Raw genomic sequence first — 25,610 nt, forward strand, 5'->3', positions numbered from 1 at the left:
CTGCAAGTCGACATTCCAGCAGAAGCCAAGCACCAAGCACCGCCAACCAAGCACTAAAAAGCCAATATCACTTCCTCAATCACGTCGCAGGCCTCGTGCAATTGCGCTTCGGTAATCACCAGCGGCGGAGCGAAGCGAATGATGTCGCCGTGCGTGGGCTTGGCCAGCACGCCGCGCTCCATCAGGGTCACGCACACGTCCCAGGCCGTGCGGCCGTCGTCGGTGGGGTTGATGACCACGGCATTGAGCAGGCCTTTGCCGCGCACCAGGTCCACCAGTTCCGGCCGCTGGGCCTGCACCCGGCGCATGCGCTCGCGGAAGATTTCGCCCAGTCGAGCCGCGTTGTCAATCAGCTTTTCGTCGAGCAACACGTCCAGCGCCGCGCGCATCACGGCGCATGCCAGCGGGTTGCCACCAAAGGTGGACCCGTGCTGCCCGGGCTGAATGGTAAGCATAATCTGGTCATCGGCCAGCACTGCCGATACCGGCAGCACACCGCCGCTCAGGGCCTTGCCCAGGATGAGGATGTCGGCGTGCACGTCCTCGTAGTCGCAGGCCAATAACCTGCCGGTGCGGCCCAGTCCGGTCTGAATTTCATCGGCAATGAACAGCACATGGTGGGCCTTGCAAATTGCTGCGGCCTTGGCTAGGTAGCCCGCCGAAGGCACCATCACGCCTGCTTCGCCCTGAATGGGCTCCACCATGAAGGCGCACACGTGCGGTTCCTTCACGGCTTCTTCCAGAGCCTCCAGGTCGTCGTAGGGCACTACCTGGTAGCCGGGCATGTAGGGCCCGAAGCCGCCCGTGCTGTCGCCGTCGGTGCTGAAGGAGATAATGCCCGTGGTGCGGCCATGGAAGTTGTGCTCGGCCACAATGATACGGGCCTGGTTGGGCGCAATGCCTTTTTCCTGGTAGCCCCATTTGCGGGCCAGCTTCAGGGCAGTTTCCACGGCTTCGGCGCCGGAGTTCATCAGCAGCGCCTTGTCGTAGCCAAACAGCTCGCAGAGCTGCTTTTCAGCCTCGCCTAACTGGTCGTTAAAAAAAGCCCGCGACGTGAGCGTGAGCTGCTGCGCCTGCTTGGTAAGGGCCCCGATGATGCGTGGGTGGCAGTGCCCTTGGTTCACAGCCGAGTAGGCCGAGAGAAAATCGTAGTAGTGCTTGCCGTCGACGTCCCACAAATGCACCCCTTCGCCCCGGGCCAGCACCACGGGCAGCGGGTGGTAGTTGTGGGCGCCGTACTGGTCTTCAAGCTGCATAAGCTGCTCGGCGCGGCTGGACGTGGCAGTGGGGGAGTCGGGGCTGTGCATACGGTGTGGGCGGGAATATTGGTGAACCCACGAAAGTACGTTTTTCTGCCCTGTCTGGCCGACTTTAGCGCAGCGGCAGGCTCTCCAGCTGCCGCGAGGTATCGATGTAGCGGCCCACGTAGTTGCCTTCCTCGCGGCCGCTGGCGCGCAACAGCGTCCAGTCCACCACGGCGGTTTCGGGGAAGCTGATGGGCACGGGCTCGGCCGGGCTGGCGGCGTCGGGCAGCAGCAGGGCCTGCACGGTGTTGCCATGCCATCCCAGCACCCGCGCCGACGCCTGCCGGAAGCTGGTGTCCGTCGCAATCACGCGCACCGAGAGCAGGAACTGGTCGCCGGTGGGCAGGCCAGCCAGAAACTTCTTCTTTGCCTGGGGCAGCGTGCGCAGGGCCTCCCGCATGGGGTCGGCCAGGGCGGTTTCGTCGCGGGTCAGGGCGGGGCGCACCCCGGCCGGGGCGGTGGCGGCCGTCAGCACTACCGGCGGGGTGGTTTGGGCCTGCAGCAGGCCGCTGTGGGCCATGCCGGCTGCCAAGATGAAGAGCAGCGTCCGGCAAAAAGGTGTTTTCATAGGAAATAATAGCAAGTTTACCACACCAAGATACCGCCTATTATTCTACCAACGCAGCCGGGCCTAACTTTGATTCACGCAATGCCCGCTCCGCAACCCCAGCCACTTCAGCCCGGCGATTTCTACTACACGCCTGAGGGCTACCTTGTGTTCACCGAGCAGTATCACCTACGCCGGGGCAGCTGTTGCGGCAGCGGCTGCCGCCATTGTCCCTGGAAATTTCGGCCCAAAGCAGGCACTCAGGGCGCATCCGAACAGAAATAAGGGCCGGGGGCTTGGTGAATGCCAGACTTTTGCCGATATTTGCGGCCCGTTTCCCTGCTTAGTAACTAATTAACCCTCCGATATCATGGCCCGTGTTTGTGATTTGACCGGCAAGCGTACCCGCGTTGGTAACAACGTTTCGCACGCTAACAACAAGACCAAGCGCAAGTTCTACCCGAACCTGCAGAAAAAGCGCTTCTACGTGCCCGAGCAAGACGCCTGGGTTACCCTGAAAGTAGCTACCTCCACCATCCGCACCATCAACAAGAACGGCATCATGGCCACCTTGAAGAAGGCCAAGGAGCAGGGCTTCATCGTTTACTAGATTGTAGTAAGCAGTAATTAGAGTTTGGGAAGAAGTAACGGTTGCCCCGGCGTCCGGCCCTTTTTCCTGGGACTCTTTACACATTACTCAACTAAAGCCAGCGCCGATACATTGCCTCTGAGGCAACGTATCGGCGCTGGCTTTGTCTGTTGGCGGCTACCTTGCACTACGGCTTGGTTTTCCTTTAACGGTTGATGAATATGTGGCCCTACCTCGACGCTACCTTCCTTTCGCCGCTGCGATTGCGGCGCGCTACTTCGCTGCTGGCCCTGGGTAGCCTGGGGCTGGCCAGCTTGCCGGCGGCGGCCCAGCAGCCCGCCTCGGTGCCCGAGCCCCTCACGGCCAGCGAGGCACCCGCCCGGCCCAGCGATTTTTTGTCGCCTGCGTTCCATAAGCAGCGCCGCGAGCTGCTGCGGGCGCAGCTGCCGGCCGGTAGCGTGGCCGTGGTGTTTGCCGCCCCCGTGCGCAACCGCGCCAACGACGTCGACTACGTTTATCATCAAAACCCCGATTTCCATTACCTCACCGGCTACGAAGAGCCCGACGCCGTGCTGCTGCTCTTCAAGGAGCCGCGCACCGTGGGTGGCCAGCCGGGTGTGACCGAAGCGCTGTTTACGCAGCCCCGCAACCCCGCCCGCGAGCAATGGACCGGCCGCCGCCTGGGTGCGGCCGGGGCCAAAGGCCAGCTCCAACTGCAATTCGCCGCCGACAACAAAGATTTCGGCGCTGCCGGCATCAAGTGGGGCGATTTCGACAGGGTTCTGTTTGATAACCTGCCCACCGACACCCGCGACGATGCCCGCAACCCGGCCGACCTGCACAACTTGGTGGCCACGTTTCGTCAGCAGGCCGGCCTGCCCGCCGACTACAACCCGGCCATCAGCGAATGGGAGACCACCGTGCGGCGCTACGGGCTGACGCGCTCTAAAGGCTTTGCCGAATTCCTGGCCGGCCAGGTAAAGGAAAACCCCGGACTGGCAAAATCGGCGCTGCTGCGCGATTACATCGCCGCCCCCACCGATGCTGCCCGCAAAACTGCCATTGAGGCCCACCCGCCCGGCCGCCTCGACGACGCCACGCTGGGCGAGAAGCTCGACGAACTGCGCGCCGTCAAAACCCCCGAAGAGCTGGCCTTGCTGCGCCGCGCCATCCGCATCAGTGCCCAGGGCCAGCGCGAGGTGATGAAATTACTGCGCCCCGAGATGGGTGAGATGGAAGTGCAGGGCCTGCACGAATACGTGTATCGCCGCTACGGCGCCGAGTTTCAGGGCTACCCCAGCATCGTGGGCGGCGGTGCCAACGGCTGCATCCTGCATTACGAAACCAACGACCGCCAGCGCCTCGACAACGACCTTGTGCTGATGGACTGCGGCGCCGAATACCACGGCTACTCTGCCGACGTGACGCGCACCGCGCCGCCTTCGGGCAAGTTCAGCCCCGCCCAGCGCCAGATTTACGAGCTGGTGCTGGCCGCTCAAGAAGCAGGGTTTGCCGCCTGCAAGCCAGGCGCTGCCTTCGACGCGCCCAACAAAGCCACGCAGGACGTGGTGGCCGCCGGCCTGCAAAAGCTTGGCATCATCAAGAAAAAGGAGGATTTCCGTCAGTACTACCCGCACGGCGCCAGCCACTACCTGGGCCTCGACGTGCACGACCGCGGCGGCTACGGCCCGCTTGCGCCCGGCAACGTCATCACCGTGGAGCCCGGCATCTACATCCCCGCTGGCTCGCCCTGCGACCCCAAGTGGTGGAACATCGGCGTGCGCATCGAAGACGACGCCCTGATTACGGCCACCGGCTACGAGAATCTGTCGGCCGAAGCGCCCCGTACCGTGGCCGACATCGAGAAATTGATGGCTGAGCCCAGCGCTCTGGAAGGGTTTAAGCTGCCGGACTTGCGGTAGGAACGCGGCACGGCGCGTGCTGTCCGAGCGACAACTGCCAGGAGCCGGTTGGATGCGGCCGCTAAGCGCCATGGCACGTTCCTACCAGTTTTATGCTTAACCCATTGCGTTTTCCAAAAAGACCCGTACCTTTGCAGTCCTAAAATTAAAAACATACACCCCCGTCGAGATGGCCAAGAAAGGAAACCGGGTGCAGGTTATCATGGAATGCACCGAGCATAAAAACTCGGGGATGCCGGGCACCTCGCGCTACATCACCACCAAGAACCGCAAGAACACCCCTGAGCGCATCGAGTTGAAGAAATTCAACCCCATCCTCAAGAAAATGACCGTTCACAAGGAAATTAAATAACCTGAACAATGGCTAAGAAAGTAGTAGCAACTCTGAAAACCACAGAGAACGCCAAGAACTGGGCTAAGGTGATTCGTGCCGTGAAATCGGAGAAAACCGGTGCTTACACCTTCAAGGAAGAAATGGTGCTCCTCGACAAAGTGCAGGAATACCTCGCCACCGGCAACAAGTAATTGTTTGCCAGCTTCGGCTTCGCAAGAATTTAAAAAGTCCCACCTTCGTGGGACTTTTTGCGTGTAGGGGTAGTATTCCCCACTTTCATTTCCCTATGGGTCTCTTCGATTTTTTCAAAAAGGACAAGGAAACGCCAGCTCAACAAGCGTCGTTGGACGCGGGCCTGGAGAAAACCAAAACCAATTTCTTCGAGCAGCTGAGCAAAGCCGTGGTGGGCAAAAGCAGCGTGGACGAGGCCGTGCTCGACGACCTGGAAAACCTGCTGGTGCACGCCGACGTGGGCATTGAAACCACGGTGAAAGTCATCGACCGCATCGAGGCCCGCGTGGCCCGCGACAAGTACGTGAGCACCGGCGAGCTCGACCGCATCCTGCGCGAAGAAATCGCGGCCCTGCTGGAAGACAATAAGTCCGGCTCGATGGCCGTGCTCGACAGCGCGGGCAGCACTGGTCAGCCCTACGTCATCATGGTAGTGGGCGTGAACGGCGTGGGCAAAACCACAACCATCGGCAAGCTGGCCCACCGCTTTCACTCGGCGGGCAAAAAGGTGGTGCTGGGCGCCGCCGATACCTTCCGGGCCGCGGCCGTAGACCAGCTCATCATCTGGGGCCAGCGCGTGGGCGTGCCCGTGGTGAGCCACGGCATGAACACCGACCCGGCCTCCGTGGCCTTCGACGCCGTGAAAAAAGGCGTGGAAATGAACGCCGACGTGGTCATCATCGACACGGCCGGCCGCCTGCACAACAAGGTGAACCTGATGAACGAGCTGAGCAAAATCAAGCGCGTGATGCAGAAGATGATTCCCGACGCGCCGCATGAGGTGCTACTGGTGCTGGACGGCAGCACCGGCCAGAATGCCTTCCTGCAAGCCAAGGAGTTCACCAAAGCCACCGAAGTCACGGCCCTGGCCATCACCAAGCTCGACGGGACGGCCCGCGGCGGCGTGGTCATCGGCATTTCGGACCAGTTCAGCATTCCGGTTCGTTACATCGGGGTGGGGGAGAAGATGACCGATTTGCAGCTGTTTGACCGGCACACGTTCGTGAATTCGCTGTTCAAGAAATAAGCACGGCCGTGATGCGTTGGGCAACCGGCGAACCAACAATGCCGGTGTTTGCATTAGGAGAACACCGGCAGCGCCGTGACGCTGTCGCCGTTGCGGGTTGTTCTCCGTCTTCATCAATGTTTTAACTGTTGTCTCACTATGCGCACTTTATTGCTTCCCTTGGCCCTTGGCTTCGGACTGTTGGTGGCCGCGTGCGGCAGCAAAAACGACGAGCAGCCGCTCATCCCCAATGCCCCGGTCAACCTCAGCCTGACGCTTACCAACCAGGAGTACGTGCGGCTGCGCTTCGATAATGGTGCCGTGATGCTGCCGGTGAAAGGCCCGGCCGGCGTCGGTGGCGTGAAGGGCGTGATTGTGGTGCGGCAAAGCGCCAGCAATTACCTGGCCTTCGAGCGCAACTGCCCTTACCGGCCCTACGACGCCTGCGCCACGGTGAGCCTCGACCGTAATTCGGGCTTGTTTATGCGGGATTCGTGCTGCAGTTCGCAATTTGATTTGCGCGGCCAGCCCACCGGCGGACCCAACACCCGACCACTTAAACAATACAGTGTCAGCCTGCAAGGCAATATTCTCAACGTGACCAACTAACATTGTCGCGCATTTTCTTGAATTTTTTTTGCGACAGACTTGCGCCAATTTAGAGAAAGTCGTAGGTTTGCAGTCCGAAACAACAACAACCGGGTTTCGGGCATGAAAATGCTTCCTTAGCTCAGCCGGTTAGAGCATCTGACTGTTAATCAGAGGGTCCCTGGTTCGAGCCCAGGAGGGAGCGCTACAAGGCCACTTACGATACCGTGAGTGGCCTTTTTCTTTTTGGTTCTTGGCGTGGTGGATTGCGGCCAAAGCCTTTACCAGGTTTGGGCTGATGGTGCGAACGGCAGGGTGCCTTCGAAAACAATTCGGTGGGTTGGCTTCTTAAATTAGAGTGCAGTTCGTGCACGGGCGGCCAATGTGCCTGCTGCGTGAAAAACCATGATAAGGGCCAGACCGGTGGGTTTCTGAGGAGAGTGCGCTTACGTCGGCGGCATGCTTCGATGAAGGTTTTGCCCATCACTTTCTTCGGGGGCTACGTATTCATGAAGGGGCCGGGCTCTTACATAGACCGTTTGAGCCGCGTACAAGCCGCCCGAACCCGGTGCCGGTGCGAGCCGGGGCATTGGGTTTCCCGCGGGCAGCGGCCCTGCCGATTTTTACTTTTTTACTCCTTCGGGACTTTCTGCGCGCGTGGCTTCGCAAGCCAATCTGCTTATGTCGAAAACGATTATTATCTCCAACCGCTTACCCACCAAAGTGCTCCGCACCGACGATGGCCTCAGCTTTCAGCCCAGCGAGGGCGGGCTGGCCACGGGGCTCGGCTCCATCTACCGCGAGGGCGACAACCTGTGGCTGGGCTGGCCCGGTCTGTTTGTGCATGACGAGGCCGAGGAGGCCCACATCAGCGGGCAGCTATGGGCCGATAACATGGCGCCGGTGTTTCTGACCGAAGACGAAATCCGGGATTTCTACGAGGGATTCAGCAATTCCACCCTCTGGCCCACGTTTCACTACTTCACTGAGTTTGCCACTTACCTCGACGAGCACTGGGCCGCTTACGTGGCCGTGAACGAGAAATTTTGCGCGGCCGTGCTGGAACACGCCGGTCCCGACGACATCATCTGGGTGCACGACTACCAGTTGCTGCTGCTGCCCGAACTGCTGCGCCGGGCGCGGCCCCGCGCCACCATCGGCTTTTTCCTGCACATCCCGTTTCCGAGCTACGAGCTGATTCGGGTGCTGCCTTGGCGCACCGAACTGCTGCGGGGCATGCTGGGGGCCGATTTGCTGGGCTTCCACACGTTTGGCTACATGCGGCACTTCCTCAGCGCGGTGTCGCAGCAATTGGGCCTGCCCAACCAGAACGGGCAGATTGAAACCTCTAGCCACACGGTGCGCGTCGACGCGTTTCCGATGGGCATCGACTACGAGCGTTACGCCACCACGGCCGCTTCGGAAGAGGCGAAGGGCCACGTAGCAGCTTATCGTGAAGCCCTGCAGGATACCCGTATCATCCTCAGCATCGACCGGCTCGACTACACCAAGGGCATTCCGCAGCGCCTGCGGGCCTTCAACCAGCTCCTGGAGCGCTACCCCGAGTGGCGCGGGCAGGTGAGTCTGATTATGGTGGTGGTTCCCTCGCGCGACCAGGTGGCGCAATACGCGTCGCTGAAGGAAGAAGTGGACGAGCTGGTGGGCCGCATCAACGCCCAGTACCGCACCATCAGCTGGAGCCCGGTGCATTACTTCTACCGCTCGTTTCCGCTGCCCGAACTGGCGGCGCTCTACTCGATGGCCGACGTGGGCCTGGTGACGCCCCTGCGCGACGGCATGAACTTGGTGGCGAAGGAATACGTGGCCTGCCGCCTCAACCACCGCGGCGTGCTCATTCTTAGCGAGCGGGCCGGCGCGGCGCGCGAGCTGTCCGACGCCCTCATTATCAATCCTACCGATACGCGCCAGCTCACCGAGGCCCTGCACGACGCCTTGGTGATGCCCGACGACGAGCAGGAGCGCCGCATGCGGGCCATGCAGGTGCTGGTACGGCGCTACAACGTGTTTTCGTGGACGCGCTTATTCATGAACCAGCTGGCCTATACCAAAATGAAACAGGAAACCCTGGCTACGGCCACCCTCGACGAGCCCGCCACGGCCACTCTGCTGGCCGACTACCAGGCGGCTGAGCAGCGCCTGCTGCTGCTCGACTACGACGGCACGCTCGTGCCCTTCCACTCCGACCCCACCCGCGCCGCCCCCGATGCCGAGCTGCTGCACCTGCTGCGGGCCCTCACCGGCAACCCCAAAAACCACGTGGTGGTGATTTCGGGCCGCGACCGCAACACGCTGCAGCAGTGGCTGGGCCACTTGCCGCTGCACTTCATTGCCGAGCACGGCGTGTGGCTGCGCGCCGCCGATACCGAAGACTGGCAGCTGTTCCAGCCGCTGCGCAACGACTGGAAGCGTGAGCTGCGCCCGGTGCTGGATGTGTACGTGGCTCGTACGGCCGGCTCCTTTATTGAGGAGAAGGACTACTCGCTGGTGTGGCACTTCCGCCGCGCCGACGCCGAGCTGGGCCCGGTGCGCGCCCGCGAACTGCTCAGCCACCTCAGCTTCATCACGGCCAACACCGATTTGCAGGTGCTGGAAGGCAACAAGGTGCTTGAAATCAAAAACGCCGGCATCAACAAGGGCACGGCGGCGGTGCGCTGGCTGAGCCAGTACACGCCCGGTTTCACGCTGGCCTTGGGCGACGACCGCACCGATGAGGACACCTTCCGGGCGCTGCCGCCCGAGGCCTACACCGTGCGCGTGGGCCCGGCCCAGCACTCGGCTGCCCGCTTCCACCTGCAGTCGCCCACCGAAGTGCGCCAACTGCTGCGCCAACTGCTGGAGTAGGCACCGCGGGGCGGCTCCCTACCGTCGGCGGGCGGGCCTGGAGCGCGCCGGCTGGGCGGCTGGCAAGGCCTGGGTTTCGACCACTAGGCGCACGGGCTGGCGGCTGCCGGCCCGCAGGCTTAGCCAGGCAGCCAGCCGCTGTTGCTCGGCGATGGGCAGCGGCCGGCGGGCGCGCACGGCCACCAGCACGGTGGTGTCGGCGGGTAGCGAGTCGGCGGCGGGGCGCACCAGACGGCTCAGGCCCAACTGACGCACGTCCGGGTGTTCCACCTGCACCTCGCGCAGGAGGGCAGTGGCCGTGGGCAGGCCGCCGCCGGCGGTGTTGTTGCGCTCCAGCACTTGCTGGAGCTGCACCAGCCGCGTTTCGTAGCCCACCAGCGTTTGCTCCTGGCGGCTGCGTACGTCTTCGAGCAAGCTGCTGCGCAAAGCTTGCGCGTCGGCCGAATCGAGGCGGGCCAGGCCCTGGCGCACGGTGAGCTGGGCGTTGGCCAGGTGGTAGCGCGGGAGTTGGACCTGGGCTTTTTTCAGCTGTGCAGGGCTGAGGCGCTGGCCGGCCAGCAGCACGTTGAGCGCCTGTTGGCGAGGCAGGATGCGGCTCGTGACGACGTAGGTACCCGGCAGGTTGAGCTGCTCGTCGACAAAGCGCTGGGCGTTATGGGTGAAGGTGCCGTCGCGCACGATGCCGATGGCCAGGTACACGCTGGGTGCGGCCGTGAGCAGCGCCACCGTCCAGATGCTAAACTGCACCCGCTGCGCCCGTTGCCGGCTCACAAACGTGTGGCTGGGCAGCGGCAGCACCCGGCACACCAGAAACGTGGCCAGGGCGATGAACACGCAGTTGATGGCAAACAGATACAGCGCCCCGAACAGAAACGACCAGTGCGCCGTGGCCAGGCCATAGCCGGCGGTGCACAGCGGCGGCATCAGGGCCGTGGCGATGGCCACGCCGGGAACGGCATTGCTGTGGCCCCGCCGGGTGAGGGCCACGGCCCCGGCGGCGCCGCCAAACAGGGCAATCAGCACGTCCCAGGTGGTGGGCGTGGTGCGGGCCAGCAACTCGGAGCCGGCGTCGGACAGGGGCGTGAGGCGGAAGTACAGCGCCGACACCAGCAGGCTGAGCACCGAAGCCGTGAGCAGGCTCTTAAGCCCCCGCCGAATGAGGTCGAGCGTCAGCGTGGCCGCGCCGTAGCCAACGCCCACAATGGGCCCCATGAGCGGCGAAATAAGCATGGCGCCGATGATGACGGCCGTCGAATTGACGTTCAGTCCCACCGATGCCACGAGGATGGCGAAAATCAGAACCCACAGATTGGTGCCCCGGAAAGCAATACCTGCTTCCACATCGGCCTGAATCTCGGCCGGGTCCGCCATGTCGTCGGTGAGCAGGAAGCGGGTGTGCAGAAAGCGGCGCAGGACATCAAACATGCGGCAAGCTACACGAGAATGCGTGGGAATGAACCGCCACAGTAGCGCCGGCTAGCTCGGGACCTCTTCTTCCCGCAGCCAGGCCGCGGCGGGGGGCACTTCTTCAAAGAAAGCCGTTTTCACCAGGCGGCGCAGCTGTTTGGCTACGTCGGGCGTGTGCAGGCGGTGTTCGGGCGAAAGGGTGGGCACCACGGCGTAGCGCTCAAAGTTTGTGTCTTCGATGACGGACGGCAGCCAGGTGTTGAGCAGCCAGTCACGGTCGGCGGGGTCGGGCGCGGCGGGCATGGCACTATGGTCGGCCAGAATGCCGCGCAGCTGAAAGCGCCGCAAGAGGTTGTGGGCGTGTACGTACAGGGCCCGGAACTCGGGGCTGGTCATGGGCGCGCCCGACCAATGCAGGTGCAGGTAGCCGTCTTCGGGCGAGAAATCAACCGAGCCGACGGCGTTGAAGAAATAGTTTTGGGTGGGAAGCATAAAGGGAAGTGGTGGCACTGCCAGGGCAGGCACTCGGTCGGATAGGGCGCGGAACAGTCCAGCTCAAAGCCTCTTTAACGTGAGGCCCCGCACGACGGATGAAAAAAGGACAACGGCAGCTGTCGTGGGTGCAAATATGGCCAACGGCCGCGGGAGGCTCACCAGCGTGGTGGCCGGCTAGGGCTGAGCAGCGGGCCGCGGTTCGGGTTCCTGGGCCAGTGTTTCGCGGATGAAGCTTTGGCGCAGGTGCTCGTAGAGCGAGTGGGGGTCGACGAGCGCCGCCACGGCCTGGGCCAGCATGGCCCCAATCAGCAGCTGGAAGATGGCCGAGTGCCGGTCCGTCATTTCCAGCACCAGAATGGCGGCCGTGAACGGCGAGCGCACCACCCCCGTGAGGAACCCCACCATGCTCACCAGAATGAGCAGGTTGCGGTCGGCCACGGCCACGTGGGCCAGCTGCGCAATGCCGTCGCCGAGCAGGGCGCCCGCGCTCAGGGAAGTGGCAAACACGCCACCGGCCCCGCCGCTGCTGTAGCTCAGGGCCATGCCCGCAAAGCGCACCGGAAACAGGTAGGCGGCCGTGTGCCCGTCGTTCTGAAACAGCAGCCGGTTGATGATGGGCTTGCCCGTGCCCACGCCGTCGGGGCCCACCAGGTAGGCCAGGCCGCCCAGCAGCAGGCCGCAGCCCAGCACCCAGCCGGCCTGCGCCAGCGGCGTGGCAAAGCGCTTGCGGTAGTCGTTGAGCCAGAGCAGCGTTTTGGCGAAATAGGCGCCCGCCAGCCCGCAGGCCACGGCCGCCAACATGACAAGGGCCTGGTACCAGCCGGCGGGCGAGGTGATTTTGGGAAAGCCCAGGTAGAGGTAGGAGCCCAGAAACTGCTGGGCCGTGAGCCCGGCAATGATGACGGCGCTGAACACGGCCAGCCGGAAGCGCGACAAGTGAATCTGGGTGAGCTCTTCCACCACGAACACGATGCCGCCCAGCGGCGTGTTGAACGCCGCCGCCAGGCCAGCCGCGCCGCCGGTCACCAGCGCAATCTGGCGCGAAAGCTGTGGCCAGCCCGTGGGCTGCAGCCGGTTGATGGCCCGGAAGATGGCCGCCGACACCTGAATGGTGGGCCCTTCGCGCCCAATCACGCCGCCGCCGAGCAGCAGCAGCACGCTGCTGAGCACCTTCACGCCGGCCACCCGCAGGCTGAGCAGGTAAGCCGTGTGCCGGTGCTGGGCCGGGTTCGACAGCTCGATGCCGGCCATGACCTGCGGAATGCCGCTGCCCCGCGCCGCCGGCGCAAAGCGCTTCACCAGCCCCCACGACACCAGAAACGCCAGCGGCGTGAGCCCGAAGGCCAGCAGCGGCTCGCGGCGCAGCCAGCTAAAGCTGATTTCCTCGGCCCAGGCAAATAGCTTTTCGTAGCCCACGGCCCCGAGTCCCGTGAGCAGGGAGGCAATCCAGAAGGGGACGCTCTGTAAAATGCGGCGCCGCACCCGCGCCGTGTACAATGGCTGCACCAAAACGCGGTCGAACCAGGCCAGCGTGCGGGCGTAGCGGGAAGAAGAATCAGGCATAAGAAAAGGCAAAGGTGCAACCAAGCCGGGCCACCGGGCCAGCGCGGGTTTGCCCTATTAACTGGTTTGGGCGCCGAATGGTGACACAACGCTCGTGCCTGTAGGTCCGTTGCACTCCTATAGGCCGCCTTTCCAGGGTTGGAAACAGGCTGGCCCGGTTCATTTATTTTTCTTGCCATGATGCAGCCCCAGGCCCCCGCACCCACTTCACCCCACAGCCACTACCCCAAGTTTCTGCTCACGCTGGCCGTTTCCTTCGTCGTGATGTACGTGGTGATGTACCTGAACACTTACGAGCTGGACCACGTGTATTTCAGTCTCACCCGCTTCTACATGACGGTGCTGATGGTGACGGCTATGGCGGTGGTGATGCTGCTGATGATGCCCATGATGTACCCCAACAAAACCCGCAACGGCCTCATCATGGGCGTGAGCCTCACGCTGTTTGTGGGCGCGCTGGTGCTGGTGCGCAGCCAGACCTTCGTGAACGACACGCGCTGGCTGAAGGCCATGATTCCGCACCACTCCATTGCCATTCTCACCAGCGAGCGGGCCACCATCACCGACCCCGAGGTGCGCAAGCTGGCCGACGACATCACGGCCACCCAAAAACGCGAGATTGCGGAAATGAAGGGCATGATTAAGCGGCTGGAGCAGCAGTAGCCGCTTGCGCCGCAATGCGGCAAGTGCCGGAATTTTGCTGCAACTTCAGGCCACCCAACTTCCAACCTGTTTTGCGTTATGGTCAACCGCTTGTTTGCTGGCGCCGCGGTGCTGGCGCTGTGGCTGCTGAGTGCCTTTGCGCCGGCGCCCGGCAAGATTACCGTCTACCTCATCGGCGATTCCACCATGTCGGTGAAGGAGGTGAAGAATTACCCCGAAACCGGCTGGGGCATGCCCTTCGCCACGTTTTTTGACGAAACCGTGACCGTGGACAACCGCGCCCAGAACGGCCGCAGCACCAAGAGCTTCCTAGCCGAAAACCGCTGGCAGCCGGTGGCGGGTGCGTTGAAGCAAGGCGACTACGTCTTCATTCAGTTTGGGCACAACGACGAGGTGCCCACCAAGAAATCATACACTACCGAAGCTGACTTCAAGACCAACCTGGTGCGTTTTGTGGCCGAAACGCGGGCCCGCAAAGCCCAGCCCGTGCTCATCACGCCGGTGGCGCGGCGCAAGTTCGACGCTGCGGGCAAGGTAGAGGGCACGCACACCGTATACTCCGAGATAGTGCGCGCCACGGCCCGCGAGCAGCAGGTGCCCCTCATCGACCTGGACCGCGAGAGCCAGGCGCTGCTGCAGCAGTTCGGAGTCGAAAATTCCCGTCTGCTCTTCAACCAGCTGCTGCCCGGCGAGCACCCCAACTACCCCGACGGCAAAGAAGACAACACCCACTTCAACGAACTGGGGGCCCGCAAAATGGCCCAGCTTGTGCTGGCCGACATCCGGGCCCTGCGGCTGGAGCTGGCCGGGCGCATTGTGCAGCGCACGGCGGCCAAAACCGTAGACCCGCAGGCCCGCTAGCCGTATAGCATCCGAGAATAGCCATTTGTATTGCAGACGCGGGGCCCGTCTTCCGGTGTTCGGGGGCGGCCTCTGCCCAACGCTCTCTGTGCCATGTTGCCTGCGCCCGATTACCTGCAGCACCAGTTCCGGCCCGATTTGCAGGTGCTGGTGGGGCGCTGGCTGCGCCAGCCCACCGAGGCCGAGCTGCACACCGGCTACTTCCGCCTGCTGGACGTGGCCGAAACCGTGGGGGCCCGCCTGTGGCTGGTAGATGCCCGCCGCCGCGACCACGCCAGCCAGCAGGGCACCCCCTGGATGATGGAGCATTTTCTGCCCTTGCTGCCGCCGCGCCTGGGCGGCCCCGTGTACTTGGCTTACCTGTTCATGCCCGCGCACCTGCACGAGCTCGAACACGACGCCGCGGTGCCGCCGCTCACGTACTTCGACGGCCGCACCTACCACGTAGAGCGGTTCACGGAAGAACAGGCAGCCATGCGGTGGCTGGCGGCGTGCCAGGCGCAACAGGCCATGCCGGAATAAACGCGGAGCTTACTTCAGGTTGGTGCTGCGGTGGTTCAGGCGCATTACCTGGCCCGTTTTTTTGCCGTGCTTGCGGAAGCGGGCGTCGGGGGCTGGGGCCAGCACCAGGCGCGGCAGGGTGCAGTCGTCGAGGGCCACGTGCTGCAGGGTGTAACCAGCCGCTTCCACGTCCAGTATCTGCCCTTCGTACACGGGGTCGGAGAGCTGAAAGCGGCCCAGCGCGTCGGTGACGTAGGTTTGGTGGGTGCCTTTCACGAGCAGAGTGGCGCCCACCAGGGGCTGGCCGTTGGGGTCGAACACCTGGCCGGTGATGGGCGCGCACATCAGGCGGGCCGGGCGGGCGGCGCTGCGGTCGGGCCGGTTCGAGAGCGCAATGCGCTCGGGGGTATTGCCAGTGGCCGAGGGCCGGGAATCGGCGCTTTGCGCGTGGGCCGAGTGCACGCCGCATACCGTAGCAGTTGCCAAAGCGAGGAGAAAAAGGCGCATAGAAAACGGAATGGGTGGAAGGAAAGGAATCAAAGCGCCGCGGCGGGTGGGGCAACGCATGGCTCTAACACGCAACACGCTACGCCGGGGTTGCCCCTTGCCGGGCCGAAACCGGCACCGGGCCCACGGGCGGGCGTATGAAGCCGCAACAGGTCGGGTTCACGGTGCGTTCACCGCGACGGTATTAAGTTGCTGATTCATCGGGAAGCCATGCTAAAGTTCGTCAACCTGTTTTTTGCTCGCTCGCGGTCGCGGCGGGCGGTAGTGTTAGTAAGCGGTGCCCTGCTGGCCGCCGGTCCCGGGCGGGCCCAGGGGCTGGTGGCTTTTCCGGGCGCCGAGGGGCGGGCCGCTTCACCACGGGCGGGCGGGGCACAGCCGCCGTGCCCACTACCGTACTGGAAGTTACGAATCTTTTGGACGACGGCCAACCCGGCAGCCTGCGTTACGCCTTGCAATTGAGCACGGCCAAGGCCCCGGCACGCACCATCGTGTTTCGGGTGTCGGGCACCATTCACCTGGTTTCGCCGCTCACCATCAGCAAACCCAACACCACCCTGGCGGGCCAGACGGCGCCCGGCGACGGCATTTGCTTGGCCGACTACCCCGTGTCGGTGAAAGCCAACAACGTCATCGTGCGGTTCCTGCGCTTTCGGATGGGCGATAAAAACCAGAACCAGGGCTTCAAAGACGGGGCCGGCGGCGACGATGCCTTCGGCGGCACCCGCAACAGCCGGCTGATAGTGGACCATTGCTCGATGAGCTGGAGCACCGACGAGGCCCTGAGCGTGTATGAAGGCGACAGCACCACCCTGCAGTGGAACCTCATTGCCGAGCCGCTGAATTACTCTTACCACTACGAGAAGGGCGACACCGATTTTGAGCGCCACGGCTTCGGCGGCATCTGGGGCGGGCAGCATTCGTCGTTTCACCACAACCTGTTTGCCCACTGCAAAAACCGCACGCCGCGCTTCAACGGCAGTCGCTACACCCATCCGGCGGGCTTCGAGAACTGCGATTTCAGCAACAACGTCATCTACAACTGGGGCGAAAACAACGTGTATGCCGGCGAGGGCGGCGACTACAACATCGTGGGCAACTACTACAAGCCCGGCCCCAACACCAGCCCCCGTACCAAAGCCCAGGTGCTGAACCCCTACAAAATCGACAAGGAACAGGGCCGTCTGCCCTACGGCAAATTTTACCTGACCGGCAACTACGTGGACGGTTCCCCTGCCGTGACGGCCCACAACTGGCGCGGCGTGGCCATGAACGGCGGCACTCCCGCCGACACCGTGCAGTCGAAAGTCACCACGCCCTTTCGCCTGGGCCCCACCACCCTGCAGCCCGCTCCCGTAGCCTATGAGGCCGTGCTGCGCGGCGCCGGCGCCATCCGGCCCACCCGCGACACCCTCGACCAGCGCATTGTGCGCGAGGTGCGCACCCGCACCGGCACCATCATCGACGTGCAGGGGCACTACCCGCACGGCACGCCCTACAGCGTGAGCCAGCGCGCCTGGCCCGTGCTGAAAGCCGCGCCCGCACCCGCCGACACCGACCACGACGGCATGCCCGATGCCTGGGAAAAAGCCCACGGCCTCAACCCCAGCAACCCCGCCGACCGTGCCCAGCGCGCATCCAACGGCTACCCGCAGCTCGAAAACTACCTCAACAGCCTTGCGCTGGCCGCACCCGCGCCCGCCGCAAAACCAGCGCTGCCCAAACCCGCTGCGCCCAAGCCGATAAAAATCGCCCCGAAGGCAAAGCTGCCGGTTAAGCGTAGTTAAATAGCGCGCAGACCGGGGGCTTCGCAGAACACTATGCGGTTGCCGAAAGGGTCGAGGACTTCCATTTCCATTACCCGCTCGCTCCAGGTGGCGGGATTGAGGGTGGGCGGGGTGTAGGCCTGGTTCCGGTCGAGCAGCTGGTTGTGGTAGGCCAGCAGGCCCCAGGTGAGGGCCCGCACCCGGGCGCCGGGGCAGCTGTCGTCGGGGTTGGTGCTGAGGTGAATGACCACGTCGCCGCGCGACACCTGCGCGTAGTCGTAGGGCTTCACGGGCTGTTGTTCCCAGTCGACGCGGAAGCCCAACCATCCGACATAAAATTCGAGGGCTGCGGCGTAGTCCAAAATCCGAAAAACGGGCGTGAGCATGCCGCAGGGTAAAGAAGGCGAAGGAAGCGGGTTGGGTATAAAAACGAAATATAACCTATTATAAGTTAAACCCTATTTTCGGGCTGGCTGTTTTGGGCCTGACGCTGGGCGGCGTTGCATGGCTGGCGGCCGGCTACATTTAGCGCATGATATCTCCTGCCGAATACGACCGCCTCGACGGCCTGGCCATGGCTGCCCTGGTGCGCAGCGGCCAGCTCACGGCCGCCGAGCTGTGCGCCGCCGCCATTGCCCGCGCCGAGGCCGTGAATCCGCGCCTCAACGCCGTGGTGCATCCGCTCTACGAAGCTGCCCGGCAGCGGGCCCAGGTCGGGCTGCCGGCCGGCCCGTTTGGCGGCGTGCCGTTTCTGCTGAAGGATTTTGGGGCGCAGTACGCTGGGGCGCCGCACACTTCGGGCAGCCGGGCCCTGCGCGATTTTACCCCGGCCGAAGACGCCGAGCTGGTGCGCCGCTGGCAAGCCGCCGGGCTCAACATACTGGGCAAAACCAACACGCCCGAGTTTGCCCTGATGGGCGTGACCGAACCTCTGCTGCACGGCCCCACCCGCAACCCCTGGCACCTGGGCCACACGCCCGGCGGCAGCAGCGGCGGGGCGGCCGCGGCGGTAGCGGCCGGCATCGTGCCCGTGGCCGGGGCCGGCGACGGGGGCGGGTCTATTCGGATTCCGGCGGCGTGCTGCGGGCTGTTTGGCCTGAAGCCCAGCCGGAGCCGCGTGCCCACCGGGCCCGAGCAGGGCGAAAAGTGGCAGGGCGCCGCCGTGGAGCACGTGCTCAGCCGCTCGGTGCGCGACAGCGCGGCCCTGCTCGATGCCACGCAGGGGCCCGATGCCGGCGCGCCCTACTTCCTTCCCGCGCCCGCCCGGCCGTATCTGGAGGAAGCTACCTGCGAGCCCGGCCGCCTGCGCATCGCCTTCAGCCTGGGCCACCCGCTGGGCCGCGCCCTACACCCAGAGTGCGCTACCGCCGTGCGCGATGCCGCCGCGCTGCTCGCAAGCCTGGGCCATGAGGTAGAAGAGGTACCGCTGCCCTTCGACGGCCGGGCCGTGGCTGCGGCATTTCTGATGCTGTATTTCGGCGAAACCGGGGCCAGCATTGCCGCCCTAAGTAAGCACCTGGGCCGCCCCGCCCGGCCCGCCGACGTGGAGCCGACCACCTGGCTGCTGGGCCTGCTGGGCCGCACCTACACCGCCGCCGACTTTGCCGCCGCCCGCCACACCTGGAACGACAGCGCCCGCCGCATGGGCCGCTTCCATCAGACCTACGACCTGCTGCTGACGCCCACGCTGGCCACGCCGCCCGTCCGCATCGGCGAGCTGCAGCCCAAGCCCGCGGAGCAGAAGCTCCTGAAGCTGGTGAACACCTTCGGGCTGGGCGGCCTCATCCGTCGCTCGGGCCTAGTGGAGAAGCTGGCCGAGCAAAGCCTCGAAAAGACGCCCTACACCCAGGTGGCCAACCTCACGGGCCAGCCTGCCATGTCGGTGCCCCTGCACTGGACGGCCGAGGGGCTGCCCTGCGGCGTGCAGTTCATTGCGAAGCTGGGCGCCGAGGACGTGCTGTTCCAGTTGGCTGGGCAGTTGGAACAGGCCCGGCCGTGGTTCGACAAGCGGCCTACGCTGGTAGGATGACCGGCGGTTTCGCTTTTCTATTTCCCAAACACCTCGTTCAGCATGCCCGCCAGCCGGATGCCGGCTTTTAGAATCTGGTCTTCGACGGTGGGGCCGAAGGTGGGGTAGAAGTGCCAGTCGAACTTGGGGTTGGTGATGGCGGCGGCGTACACCGGCGTGCACAGCTGGTACGACTCAAATAGCCAAGCCGTGGGGTCGTCCTGCTGCCACTGATTCACCTGGGCGGAGGTGGCGTGGTCGTAAGCCGCGGCCATTTCCGTGAACGTGAAGCCCGGGTATTCCACCAGGTCGCCGTCCCAGATGCTGTGCAGGTTGGTGTCGCGCCCGCGCCAGCTCACCGGAATGCCGTTGCCGCCCTTGTCTTCGAGGTGGCCCAGGTGCAGGGGCTGGTGCACGTCGCCCACCAGGTGAATGAGGAACTTGAGGGCGATGCGCTTTTCCTCGGTCGTCTTTTTGGGGTCTTTCAGGTCCTGGCGAACTTGTAGCAGAGCGGCGTAGGCGTTGGTGGGCAGGGCCGGGGCGGGCTGCACCGTGCCCTTGAGCTGGGCAGTGAAGGCGGTGTAGTCGAGGCCGGTGGGCACGTTTACGTAGTGCCACGGGGCCGTGTCCTTGAACTGCGGGTCGTTGCGCAGCTCATCGGCCCAGGTGCTCACCAAGGGCATGGTTTCGCGGCCCAGAATGCGGGCAATTTCGCGCTTGGCCGTGGATGATAAGTGGTTTTCGGCAATGCGCGCCACGGCCCGATGGCCCATTGCGCCCCAGGCCAGCAGGCTAAAAGGAGCACAGCACAAGGCCAGCAGCACAACACATTTTTTGAACATGAGAAGAGGGGAGGGAATAAGTGAAACAAGCCAGTAAAAAATGCCGACGGCAGCAAATAGCCTGCAAAGCTAGCGCCCCGCTGGCGCCGTGGACGCGTTTCCGCGGCGGCGCCCGCCAAGCCCGTGCCTTGCCGCAACCCAAATCCTGCGCGGCAGTAAATTTGATGCCCCAATTTGTCGTGCTTTCTCTCGCCCCATGCCACTGCAATCCATCGTCGACTTGCCGAAGCTCGCCATCGGCTACGATGCGGACAACGAATGGCTGTACGTGGACTGGAAGGGCGAGCACGACCCCGACACCTCGCAGGCCTGCTGCCTGCTCATGCTCGAAACCCTGCGGTCCTGGCCCTGCTCCAAAATTCTCAACGACAACTCCAACATCATCCGCACTACCATGCAGCTGCGCGAATGGAGCATGTGGTGGCTGGAGCAGATGCGGGAGGCGGGCCTGCAGCACCTGGCCTGGGTGCTGCCGCGCCACCTGGTTTCGCGCGAGGGAACCGAAGCCGCGGTGCGCGTCATTGCCCGCCCGCACGTGGCCACGTTCGACGACGTGGCCTCGGCCTACGTATGGCTGCAGCAGCGGCCTCCCGTGCAGCCCTGCCCCCTCGGCAGCTGAGCAAAGGGGGCGCGGCCCCGTATTCTCGCCGCCCGGCCTATGTACACCAACCCCATCCTCGACGACAACTTCCCCGACCCCACCATCATTCGCGCCACCGATGGCTGGTACTACGCCTACGGCACCCAAACCAAGCGGGCCGGCGTCATCATCAACCTGCAGGTGGCGCGCTCGTCGGACTTGGTGAACTGGGACTACCTCGGCGAAGGATTGCCCGAAAAACCCGTGTGGGCCCGCCACAGCCAGAAAATATGGGCGCCCCACGTGAGCGAGCACGGCGGCCGCTACTACCTCTACTACTCGGCCCGGCCCGACGGCGCCGACTCCCTCAGCCTGGCCGTGGCCGTGGCCGATGACCCGGCCGGCCCATTTCGTGACAGCGGCCAGCCTTTCTTGCCCGGCCCCGGCTTCACCTGCATCGACCCCATGGCCTTCGACGACCCCGCCACCGGGCAGCGGCTGCTGTACTGGGGCTCGGGGTTCGGCCCCATCTGGGTGCGCGAGCTGGCCGAAGACCGGCTCAGCTTCCTGCCCGGCAGCGAGGCCCGCGCCGTGGTGTACCCCAGCGCGAGCGACGACCCCGCCGACTACCACCGCCTGGTAGAGGCGGCCTGGGTGCACTACCGCGACGGCTGGTACTACCTCTTCTTCTCGGGCGACAACTGCTGCGGGGCCGATGCCCACTACGCCGTGCTGGTGGCCCGCGCCCGCCACGCCACCGGCCCCTTCGAAACCTACGCCGCGGCCAGCGCCAACCCCCTCACCGCCCTGCTGGCCGCCAATGCCCACTGGCACGCCCCCGGCCACAACTGCGTGGTGACCGACGCCGCCGGCCACGACTGGCTGGCCTACCACGCCATCGACCCGCGCCAGCCCACCTTCGACGCCATCGACGACTCGGAGGGCTACTCGCGCCGCGTGCTGCTGCTTGACCGCCTCACCTATGCCGATGGCTGGCCCGTGGTGGCCGGGGGCTCGCCCTCGTGGCAGCCGCAGCCGGCGCCCGTGGGGCAGTAGTTGGCATCGTTCCGGGAGGGGCCTAAGTCGCTGGCGGCCGCTTTCTCGTATCTTGGGCTGCCCGATAATTCTTCGCTTATGCTGGTTTCGTTACCGTTTTTTCGTGGAGCCAGCTTGTGCCTGGCCTTGTTGCTGAGTCTGGAGTGGATGGGAGTCGGTGCGGCCCGCGCCCAGGCGCCCACCCCGGACCTGCACTGCCTCATGCTGCCCCTGGCGCCGGAGCAGCGCGCCCGGCAGTCGGAGCTGGTGGTGGAGGCGCAGGTACTCGACGCCCAGGGCTTTTGGAATGCTGAGCACACGCGGCTGTTTACGCGCCACCGGCTGCGGGTGTTTTCGCTGCTCAAAGGCCAGGCGGCCGACACCGCCGGGCTGGTGCTCATCACCGAAGGCGGCCGCTTGGGGCTCGACCAGCAGGTGCTCACCAACACCCTGCGCCTGACGCCCGGCCAGCAGGGCATTCTGTTTTTGCAGCGCGCCCCGTGGGCCGGGCTGACAGTGGCCGGCCAAGCCTTCACGCCCTACGGCAGCGAACAGGGCTTTATTGCCTTCAATGCCGAGGAGCAAACCGCGGCCGAGCCCTTCCGCACCTATCCGGCGCTGGACGCGGCTTTCTTCGCCGAAATAACGCGCTACACCGGTCAGAAGCGCTTGGTGCTACAGGCCCGTCCTACGGCCGCGCCCGCACCGGCTCGGCGTACCACGGCGGCCACCATTGCCAGCTTCTCGCCCCTGAGCCTGCCGGCCGGTGCGGGCGCGGTACTCAGCATTGTGGGCGACGGTTTCGGCAACAGCCGCGGCACGGGCTTCGTGGAGTTTCGCAATGCCGACGACGGCGGCGCCACCCGCGTGAAAGCCCGCGACGCCGACTACGTGAGCTGGAGCAATACCCTTATTCAAGTAAAAGTGCCTTCGGCCGCCAATGGGGGCTCGCCCGTGAGCAACGGCCACCCGGCGGGTTCCGGCACCATCCGCGTCACCACTGCCGACCAGTCGAGCGTGGAAAGCACGCGCACGCTTACCGTCATCTACGCCCTTAGCAACGTGGAAAGCACCGACGGCACCCTGCTGCAGCGCCCCAACCATGTGGTTCTGAACGCCCGCGGCGGCATCAGCTTTCGTTTCGGGCCCAATTTTGTGGCCAATGCCGCCGCCTCGGCCGCCTGGCAGCGGGCGCTGGCCACCTGGCGCTGCCAGACCGGCATGAACTGGGACGTAGACGCGCCCGCCACCACCAACACCGTGGCCGAAGATGGCCAGAACGTAGTCTCCTTCGATGCTGGCGCCGAACTGCCCACTTCGGTGCTGGGCCGCACCTCCAGCTACTACCGCGGCTGCTACGCCCCCAACGGCGAGGTGGTGTTTTGGGTGAAGGAAATTGACATGCAGTTCGACGACGGCGCCAACTTCCAGTTTGGGCCGGCCCCGCCCATCGGCACCTTGCGCCAAATCGACTTTGAGTCGGTGGCCGTGCACGAGCTGGGCCACGCCCACCAGCTCAACCACCTCAACCTGCCCGGCGCCATCATGCACTACGCCGTGTCGTTCGGGCAATTGTCGCGCAGCCTTAACCCGGCGAGCGACGTGGCCGGCGGGCGCCAGGTGCTGCGCGTGCGCAGCTTCCGGCCCCTGGGCTGTGGCGGGCCGGCGCTGCTGCCTGCGCCCCTCACCAGTCTGGGGGCGCAATACGCGGTGGGTACAGGCGTCACCCTCAGCTGGGCCACCCGCGACGAATGCTTCCTCAGCGGCTTTGTGGTGGAGCGCAGCACTTCCGGCGATACCACCGCCTGGGAACGGCTGGGCACGGTGGCCAACCGCGCGCCCGGCGGCCCCTACCAGTTTGTGGACGCCAGCGTGCCCGGCGGCCTGCTCTACTACCGCCTGCGCCTGCAGCGGCCCGATGGCACGCTCGACAACGCGCCCCCCATCTTACTCAGCACCGATGGCGCCAACGCCACTTTTTCGGTTTTTCCCAACCCCGTGACCGGCGAGCAGCTGCGCGTGCAATACCCCGCTGCCGCCGATGGCATCGTGACGTTCCGCGTGTTCGACCGCGTGGGCCGGCGCGTGCGCACGTCGGTGCTCAATTTGTCGGCGGGCCTCAACGTGGTGCCCATCACCGTTTCGGGCCTGGCGCCGGGGCTCTACGTGCTGCTCTGGCAGGACGCACAGGGCAAATCCGGCACCAGCAAATTTGTGCGCTACTGAGCGGGGCCCGTAAGCTAGAAGCGGCGCCCGGTAGGCTGCGCGGCAGCCGCTGCGGCGGGCGCCACGGCGTAGCTGGCCAGTTGGCTTTCGTCGAGGTTGCCGTTGAACCAGTCCTGCTCGATGGTGGCGCCCAGCTTCTGGTAAAAGCCGATGGCGGGCTCGTTCCAGTTCAGCACTTGCCACTTTAGGCGCACGGCGCCGGTGGCGCGGGCCTCGGCCACCACGGCGTCGAACAGCAGCCGGCCCAGCCCGCCGCGCCGCGCCGATTCCGTCACCACCAGGTCTTCCAGGTACAGCATCCGGCCTTTCCAGGTCGAGTACGCGGTGTAGAACAAGGCCAGCCCGATGATTTCGGCCGCGTCGTTTTCGAGCACGAAAAACCCGAAGATGGGCGCCGGCCCGAAGCCATCGCGCTGCATGGCCGCCAGCGTGTTGGTCACGGCCTCCGGCGCGCGCTCGTACAGGGCCAATTCGTGAATCAGGCCCAGCACCTGGGGCAAATCGGCTTCGACGCCGCGACGGATGGTGTAGTTATCAGTGGCCAAAGCAGGAAGAGTGAAAGGGTAAGAAAAAGCCGCGAACAAAAAATGAGCAATGAAAAACGCCGCAGGCGGCATCATTCATTGCTCACTGTTTCAGCAGCAAAAAGCCGGATTACATCTGGGGCTGCATCTTTTTGATGTCTTCGGTGGCATTCACCGAGTTCAGCTCGCGGTACTGCTCGGGCTGCTTGGCACCTTTGGTGGTGTCGGGCGCGGCGGGCAGGGGCGGCAGCTCGGTGGTGGCAATGTCATCGTCGCCCTCGGTGGCCGAAGGACCGCAGGACGGCAGCGTGAACGACAGCAGGGCAGCGGCCAGCAGGCCGGGGAGGAGCGTTTTTTTCATGTGTGGGGAAACGAATGCGGGCGCAAGTTACGCACGGAGTGCGGCTTGCCATACGGAAATATCACGGGCAAAGCGGTGGCATTGGCTAACAAAAACGGCGGATATTTGCCTGCCCATGCCTGTCCCGCTCTCCGTCGTCATCATCACATTCAATGAAGAAGCCAACATTGCCCGCTGCCTGCAGGCGCTGGGCAACGTGGCCGACGACGTGCTGGTAGTCGATTCCTTCTCGACCGATGCCACCGTCGAAATCTGCCGGCAGCACGGCGCCCGCGTCATTCAGCACGCCTTCGCCGGCTACGTGGAGCAGAAAAACTACGCCACCAGCCAAGCGCGGTTCGACCACGTGCTGCAGCTCGACGCCGACGAAGTGTTGACAGAGGAGCTGCGCCAGTCCATTCGCGCCGCCAAGGCCGACTGGCAGCACGCGGCCTACTCGCTGGCCCGCCTCACCAACTACTGCGGCCACTGGGTGCGCCACGGCGGCTGGTACCCCGACCGCAAGCTGCGCCTCTACGACCGCCGCCTGGGCCGCTGGACCGGCCTGCTCCTGCACGAGCGGTACGAAGTGGACGCCGGCCAAACCACCGGCCACCTCGCCGGCGACGCCCTGCACTACAGCTACCACAGCGTCGCGCAGCACATCAGCCAGCTCAACAAGTTCACCAGCATCACGGCCCAGGAGCTGGCCCTGCGCGGCAAAACCAACGTGAACCTGTTCCACCTGCTGCTCAAGCCGCTCTGGAAATTCGTGCACGGCTACTTTTTCCGGCTGGGTCTGCTTGACGGGTTCGCAGGCCTGTGCATTGCCGGCATTTCGGCCTGGGGCGTGTTTTTGAAATTCGCCAAGCTGAAAACCCGTACCGAAAGCGCCGAAGCATGAGCCAGACC

Annotated in this window: 27 protein-coding genes and 1 tRNA gene; 18 read left to right on the forward strand and 10 right to left on the reverse strand. The window is 64.5% G+C overall.

The features are described 5' to 3' along the window. Positions 1-53: 53 nt before the first annotated feature. Complete coding sequence (rocD, locus tag MUN81_RS04580; RefSeq protein ID WP_245115474.1) at positions 54-1,307, reverse strand: ornithine--oxo-acid transaminase; 1,254 nt, start codon at positions 1,305-1,307, stop codon at positions 54-56. 64 nt (positions 1,308-1,371) lie between these two features. Beyond that, complete coding sequence (locus tag MUN81_RS04585; protein ID WP_245115475.1) at positions 1,372-1,872, reverse strand: hypothetical protein; 501 nt, start codon at positions 1,870-1,872, stop codon at positions 1,372-1,374. Positions 1,873-1,953: 81 nt separating this feature from the next. Here MUN81_RS04585 and MUN81_RS04590 point away from each other — a divergent pair, with 81 nt between their 5' ends. The 9 genes from MUN81_RS04590 to MUN81_RS04630 all read left to right on the forward strand — a co-directional run bounded on the left by MUN81_RS04590 (position 1,954) and on the right by MUN81_RS04630 (position 9,383). Beyond that, positions 1,954-2,136, forward strand: a complete 183-nt coding sequence (locus MUN81_RS04590) for a DUF5522 domain-containing protein (protein ID WP_245115479.1) — start codon at positions 1,954-1,956, stop codon at positions 2,134-2,136. A gap of 85 nt (positions 2,137-2,221) precedes the next feature. After that, complete coding sequence (gene rpmB, locus MUN81_RS04595) at positions 2,222-2,461, forward strand: 50S ribosomal protein L28 (protein ID WP_196285946.1); 240 nt, start codon at positions 2,222-2,224, stop codon at positions 2,459-2,461. Positions 2,462-2,661: 200 nt separating this feature from the next. After that, on the forward strand, positions 2,662-4,362 hold the full coding sequence (locus tag MUN81_RS04600) for an aminopeptidase P family protein (protein WP_245115481.1): 1,701 nt from the start codon (positions 2,662-2,664) through the stop codon (positions 4,360-4,362). A gap of 169 nt (positions 4,363-4,531) precedes the next feature. Further along, positions 4,532-4,714 (forward strand): 50S ribosomal protein L33, encoded by a 183-nt coding sequence (rpmG, locus tag MUN81_RS04605; RefSeq protein ID WP_046245291.1) that lies wholly within the window; start codon positions 4,532-4,534, stop codon positions 4,712-4,714. Positions 4,715-4,722: 8 nt separating this feature from the next. Further along, positions 4,723-4,887 carry a DUF4295 domain-containing protein gene (locus MUN81_RS04610; protein WP_196295226.1) on the forward strand — a complete coding sequence of 55 codons (165 nt, stop codon included), beginning with the start codon at positions 4,723-4,725 and terminating at the stop codon, positions 4,885-4,887. A gap of 95 nt (positions 4,888-4,982) precedes the next feature. Then, positions 4,983-5,954, forward strand: a complete 972-nt coding sequence (gene ftsY / locus MUN81_RS04615; protein WP_245115482.1) for a signal recognition particle-docking protein FtsY — start codon at positions 4,983-4,985, stop codon at positions 5,952-5,954. Positions 5,955-6,092: 138 nt separating this feature from the next. Beyond that, positions 6,093-6,542: a hypothetical protein gene (locus tag MUN81_RS04620; RefSeq protein WP_245115483.1), complete on the forward strand. Its 450-nt coding sequence runs from the start codon at positions 6,093-6,095 to the stop codon at positions 6,540-6,542. A gap of 110 nt (positions 6,543-6,652) precedes the next feature. After that, positions 6,653-6,726 (forward strand) — tRNA-Asn (locus MUN81_RS04625). A gap of 476 nt (positions 6,727-7,202) precedes the next feature. Then, positions 7,203-9,383 (forward strand): bifunctional alpha,alpha-trehalose-phosphate synthase (UDP-forming)/trehalose-phosphatase, encoded by a 2,181-nt coding sequence (locus MUN81_RS04630; protein ID WP_245115485.1) that lies wholly within the window; start codon positions 7,203-7,205, stop codon positions 9,381-9,383. 18 nt (positions 9,384-9,401) lie between these two features. Here the strand turns inward: MUN81_RS04630 and MUN81_RS04635 are convergent, their stop codons facing one another. The 3 genes from MUN81_RS04635 to MUN81_RS04645 all read right to left on the reverse strand — a co-directional run bounded on the left by MUN81_RS04635 (position 9,402) and on the right by MUN81_RS04645 (position 12,848). Next, positions 9,402-10,808 (reverse strand): DUF389 domain-containing protein, encoded by a 1,407-nt coding sequence (locus MUN81_RS04635; RefSeq protein ID WP_245115486.1) that lies wholly within the window; start codon positions 10,806-10,808, stop codon positions 9,402-9,404. Positions 10,809-10,859: 51 nt separating this feature from the next. Next, positions 10,860-11,282 (reverse strand): hypothetical protein, encoded by a 423-nt coding sequence (locus MUN81_RS04640; RefSeq protein WP_245115488.1) that lies wholly within the window; start codon positions 11,280-11,282, stop codon positions 10,860-10,862. Positions 11,283-11,459: 177 nt separating this feature from the next. Beyond that, entirely contained in the window at positions 11,460-12,848 is a 1,389-nt protein-coding gene (locus MUN81_RS04645) for a chloride channel protein (protein WP_245115489.1), read from the reverse strand. A 177-nt stretch (positions 12,849-13,025) separates the two neighbouring features. Between MUN81_RS04645 and MUN81_RS04650 the strand changes: the two genes are divergently transcribed. The 3 genes from MUN81_RS04650 to MUN81_RS04660 all read left to right on the forward strand — a co-directional run bounded on the left by MUN81_RS04650 (position 13,026) and on the right by MUN81_RS04660 (position 14,894). After that, a complete protein-coding gene (locus MUN81_RS04650; protein WP_245115491.1) occupies positions 13,026-13,511 on the forward strand; it encodes a DUF305 domain-containing protein in 486 nt (161 codons plus the stop codon). A gap of 78 nt (positions 13,512-13,589) precedes the next feature. Continuing rightward, complete coding sequence (locus tag MUN81_RS04655) at positions 13,590-14,372, forward strand: rhamnogalacturonan acetylesterase (RefSeq protein WP_245115492.1); 783 nt, start codon at positions 13,590-13,592, stop codon at positions 14,370-14,372. 93 nt (positions 14,373-14,465) lie between these two features. After that, the gene (locus MUN81_RS04660) at positions 14,466-14,894 is read left to right on the forward strand and encodes a hypothetical protein (protein ID WP_245115494.1); all 429 of its coding nucleotides are present in this window, start codon (positions 14,466-14,468) and stop codon (positions 14,892-14,894) included. Between the two features lie 9 nt (positions 14,895-14,903). Here MUN81_RS04660 and MUN81_RS04665 read toward each other — a convergent pair whose 3' ends face one another. Next, positions 14,904-15,380 carry a carboxypeptidase-like regulatory domain-containing protein gene (locus tag MUN81_RS04665; RefSeq protein ID WP_245115495.1) on the reverse strand — a complete coding sequence of 159 codons (477 nt, stop codon included), beginning with the start codon at positions 15,378-15,380 and terminating at the stop codon, positions 14,904-14,906. 380 nt (positions 15,381-15,760) lie between these two features. On the opposite strand from MUN81_RS04665, the gene MUN81_RS04670 reads away from it, so the two are divergent. Next, positions 15,761-17,164, forward strand: a complete 1,404-nt coding sequence (locus MUN81_RS04670; RefSeq protein ID WP_245115496.1) for a pectate lyase — start codon at positions 15,761-15,763, stop codon at positions 17,162-17,164. Here MUN81_RS04670 and MUN81_RS04675 read toward each other — a convergent pair. Continuing rightward, positions 17,161-17,529, reverse strand: coding sequence for a glyoxalase superfamily protein (locus MUN81_RS04675; protein WP_245115497.1), 369 nt, complete (start codon positions 17,527-17,529; stop codon positions 17,161-17,163). The genes MUN81_RS04670 and MUN81_RS04675 overlap by 4 nt on opposite strands. Before the next feature lie 146 nt (positions 17,530-17,675). On the opposite strand from MUN81_RS04675, the gene MUN81_RS04680 reads away from it, so the two are divergent. After that, a complete protein-coding gene (locus MUN81_RS04680) occupies positions 17,676-19,172 on the forward strand; it encodes an amidase family protein (RefSeq protein ID WP_245115498.1) in 1,497 nt (498 codons plus the stop codon). A 17-nt stretch (positions 19,173-19,189) separates the two neighbouring features. On the opposite strand, the gene MUN81_RS04685 is transcribed toward MUN81_RS04680, so the two are convergent. Next, positions 19,190-19,993 (reverse strand): S1/P1 nuclease, encoded by an 804-nt coding sequence (locus MUN81_RS04685; protein WP_245115500.1) that lies wholly within the window; start codon positions 19,991-19,993, stop codon positions 19,190-19,192. Between the two features lie 196 nt (positions 19,994-20,189). Between MUN81_RS04685 and MUN81_RS04690 the strand changes: the two genes are divergently transcribed. The 3 genes from MUN81_RS04690 (at position 20,190) to MUN81_RS04700 (ending at position 23,834) form a co-directional block, all read left to right on the forward strand. Further along, positions 20,190-20,612, forward strand: coding sequence for a hypothetical protein (locus MUN81_RS04690; RefSeq protein ID WP_245115501.1), 423 nt, complete (start codon positions 20,190-20,192; stop codon positions 20,610-20,612). A 39-nt stretch (positions 20,613-20,651) separates the two neighbouring features. After that, positions 20,652-21,629 carry a glycoside hydrolase family 43 protein gene (locus MUN81_RS04695; RefSeq protein ID WP_245115502.1) on the forward strand — a complete coding sequence of 326 codons (978 nt, stop codon included), beginning with the start codon at positions 20,652-20,654 and terminating at the stop codon, positions 21,627-21,629. 78 nt (positions 21,630-21,707) lie between these two features. After that, a complete protein-coding gene (locus MUN81_RS04700) occupies positions 21,708-23,834 on the forward strand; it encodes a matrixin family metalloprotease (RefSeq protein ID WP_245115503.1) in 2,127 nt (708 codons plus the stop codon). Between the two features lie 14 nt (positions 23,835-23,848). Here the strand turns inward: MUN81_RS04700 and MUN81_RS04705 are convergent, their stop codons facing one another. Then, complete coding sequence (locus tag MUN81_RS04705; protein ID WP_245115505.1) at positions 23,849-24,379, reverse strand: GNAT family N-acetyltransferase; 531 nt, start codon at positions 24,377-24,379, stop codon at positions 23,849-23,851. A gap of 109 nt (positions 24,380-24,488) precedes the next feature. After that, positions 24,489-24,719: a hypothetical protein gene (locus MUN81_RS22670; RefSeq protein ID WP_190925624.1), complete on the reverse strand. Its 231-nt coding sequence runs from the start codon at positions 24,717-24,719 to the stop codon at positions 24,489-24,491. Positions 24,720-24,834: 115 nt separating this feature from the next. Here MUN81_RS22670 and MUN81_RS04715 point away from each other — a divergent pair, with 115 nt between their 5' ends. Further along, positions 24,835-25,602: a glycosyltransferase family 2 protein gene (locus tag MUN81_RS04715; RefSeq protein WP_245115506.1), complete on the forward strand. Its 768-nt coding sequence runs from the start codon at positions 24,835-24,837 to the stop codon at positions 25,600-25,602. The last annotated feature ends 8 nt before the right edge of the window (positions 25,603-25,610 follow it).

It is taken from the genome of Hymenobacter sp. 5317J-9 (assembly GCF_022921075.1).
Lineage (GTDB): Bacteria > Bacteroidota > Bacteroidia > Cytophagales > Hymenobacteraceae > Hymenobacter.

What these genes read in the sequence shown, in the direction of transcription:
- ftsY (WP_245115482.1), top strand. Translation starts at nt 4,983, where the DNA reads ATGGGTCTCTTCGATTTTTTCAAAAAGGACAAGGAAACGCCAGCTCAA.
- MUN81_RS04700 (WP_245115503.1), top strand. Translation starts at nt 21,708, where the DNA reads ATGCTGGTTTCGTTACCGTTTTTTCGTGGAGCCAGCTTGTGCCTGGCC.
- MUN81_RS04665 (WP_245115495.1), bottom strand. Translation starts at nt 15,380, where the DNA reads ATGCGCCTTTTTCTCCTCGCTTTGGCAACTGCTACGGTATGCGGCGTG.
- MUN81_RS04715 (WP_245115506.1), top strand. Translation starts at nt 24,835, where the DNA reads ATGCCTGTCCCGCTCTCCGTCGTCATCATCACATTCAATGAAGAAGCC.
- MUN81_RS04645 (WP_245115489.1), bottom strand. Translation starts at nt 12,848, where the DNA reads ATGCCTGATTCTTCTTCCCGCTACGCCCGCACGCTGGCCTGGTTCGAC.
- MUN81_RS04660 (WP_245115494.1), top strand. Translation starts at nt 14,466, where the DNA reads ATGTTGCCTGCGCCCGATTACCTGCAGCACCAGTTCCGGCCCGATTTG.
- MUN81_RS04650 (WP_245115491.1), top strand. Translation starts at nt 13,026, where the DNA reads ATGATGCAGCCCCAGGCCCCCGCACCCACTTCACCCCACAGCCACTAC.
- MUN81_RS04620 (WP_245115483.1), top strand. Translation starts at nt 6,093, where the DNA reads ATGCGCACTTTATTGCTTCCCTTGGCCCTTGGCTTCGGACTGTTGGTG.
- rpmB (WP_196285946.1), top strand. Translation starts at nt 2,222, where the DNA reads ATGGCCCGTGTTTGTGATTTGACCGGCAAGCGTACCCGCGTTGGTAAC.
- MUN81_RS22670 (WP_190925624.1), bottom strand. Translation starts at nt 24,719, where the DNA reads ATGAAAAAAACGCTCCTCCCCGGCCTGCTGGCCGCTGCCCTGCTGTCG.
- MUN81_RS04655 (WP_245115492.1), top strand. Translation starts at nt 13,590, where the DNA reads ATGGTCAACCGCTTGTTTGCTGGCGCCGCGGTGCTGGCGCTGTGGCTG.
- MUN81_RS04585 (WP_245115475.1), bottom strand. Translation starts at nt 1,872, where the DNA reads ATGAAAACACCTTTTTGCCGGACGCTGCTCTTCATCTTGGCAGCCGGC.
- MUN81_RS04695 (WP_245115502.1), top strand. Translation starts at nt 20,652, where the DNA reads ATGTACACCAACCCCATCCTCGACGACAACTTCCCCGACCCCACCATC.
- MUN81_RS04685 (WP_245115500.1), bottom strand. Translation starts at nt 19,993, where the DNA reads ATGTTCAAAAAATGTGTTGTGCTGCTGGCCTTGTGCTGTGCTCCTTTT.
- rpmG (WP_046245291.1), top strand. Translation starts at nt 4,532, where the DNA reads ATGGCCAAGAAAGGAAACCGGGTGCAGGTTATCATGGAATGCACCGAG.
- MUN81_RS04590 (WP_245115479.1), top strand. Translation starts at nt 1,954, where the DNA reads ATGCCCGCTCCGCAACCCCAGCCACTTCAGCCCGGCGATTTCTACTAC.
- MUN81_RS04610 (WP_196295226.1), top strand. Translation starts at nt 4,723, where the DNA reads ATGGCTAAGAAAGTAGTAGCAACTCTGAAAACCACAGAGAACGCCAAG.
- MUN81_RS04635 (WP_245115486.1), bottom strand. Translation starts at nt 10,808, where the DNA reads ATGTTTGATGTCCTGCGCCGCTTTCTGCACACCCGCTTCCTGCTCACC.
- MUN81_RS04600 (WP_245115481.1), top strand. Translation starts at nt 2,662, where the DNA reads ATGTGGCCCTACCTCGACGCTACCTTCCTTTCGCCGCTGCGATTGCGG.
- MUN81_RS04640 (WP_245115488.1), bottom strand. Translation starts at nt 11,282, where the DNA reads ATGCTTCCCACCCAAAACTATTTCTTCAACGCCGTCGGCTCGGTTGAT.
- rocD (WP_245115474.1), bottom strand. Translation starts at nt 1,307, where the DNA reads ATGCACAGCCCCGACTCCCCCACTGCCACGTCCAGCCGCGCCGAGCAG.
- MUN81_RS04675 (WP_245115497.1), bottom strand. Translation starts at nt 17,529, where the DNA reads ATGCTCACGCCCGTTTTTCGGATTTTGGACTACGCCGCAGCCCTCGAA.
- MUN81_RS04680 (WP_245115498.1), top strand. Translation starts at nt 17,676, where the DNA reads ATGATATCTCCTGCCGAATACGACCGCCTCGACGGCCTGGCCATGGCT.
- MUN81_RS04690 (WP_245115501.1), top strand. Translation starts at nt 20,190, where the DNA reads ATGCCACTGCAATCCATCGTCGACTTGCCGAAGCTCGCCATCGGCTAC.
- MUN81_RS04630 (WP_245115485.1), top strand. Translation starts at nt 7,203, where the DNA reads ATGTCGAAAACGATTATTATCTCCAACCGCTTACCCACCAAAGTGCTC.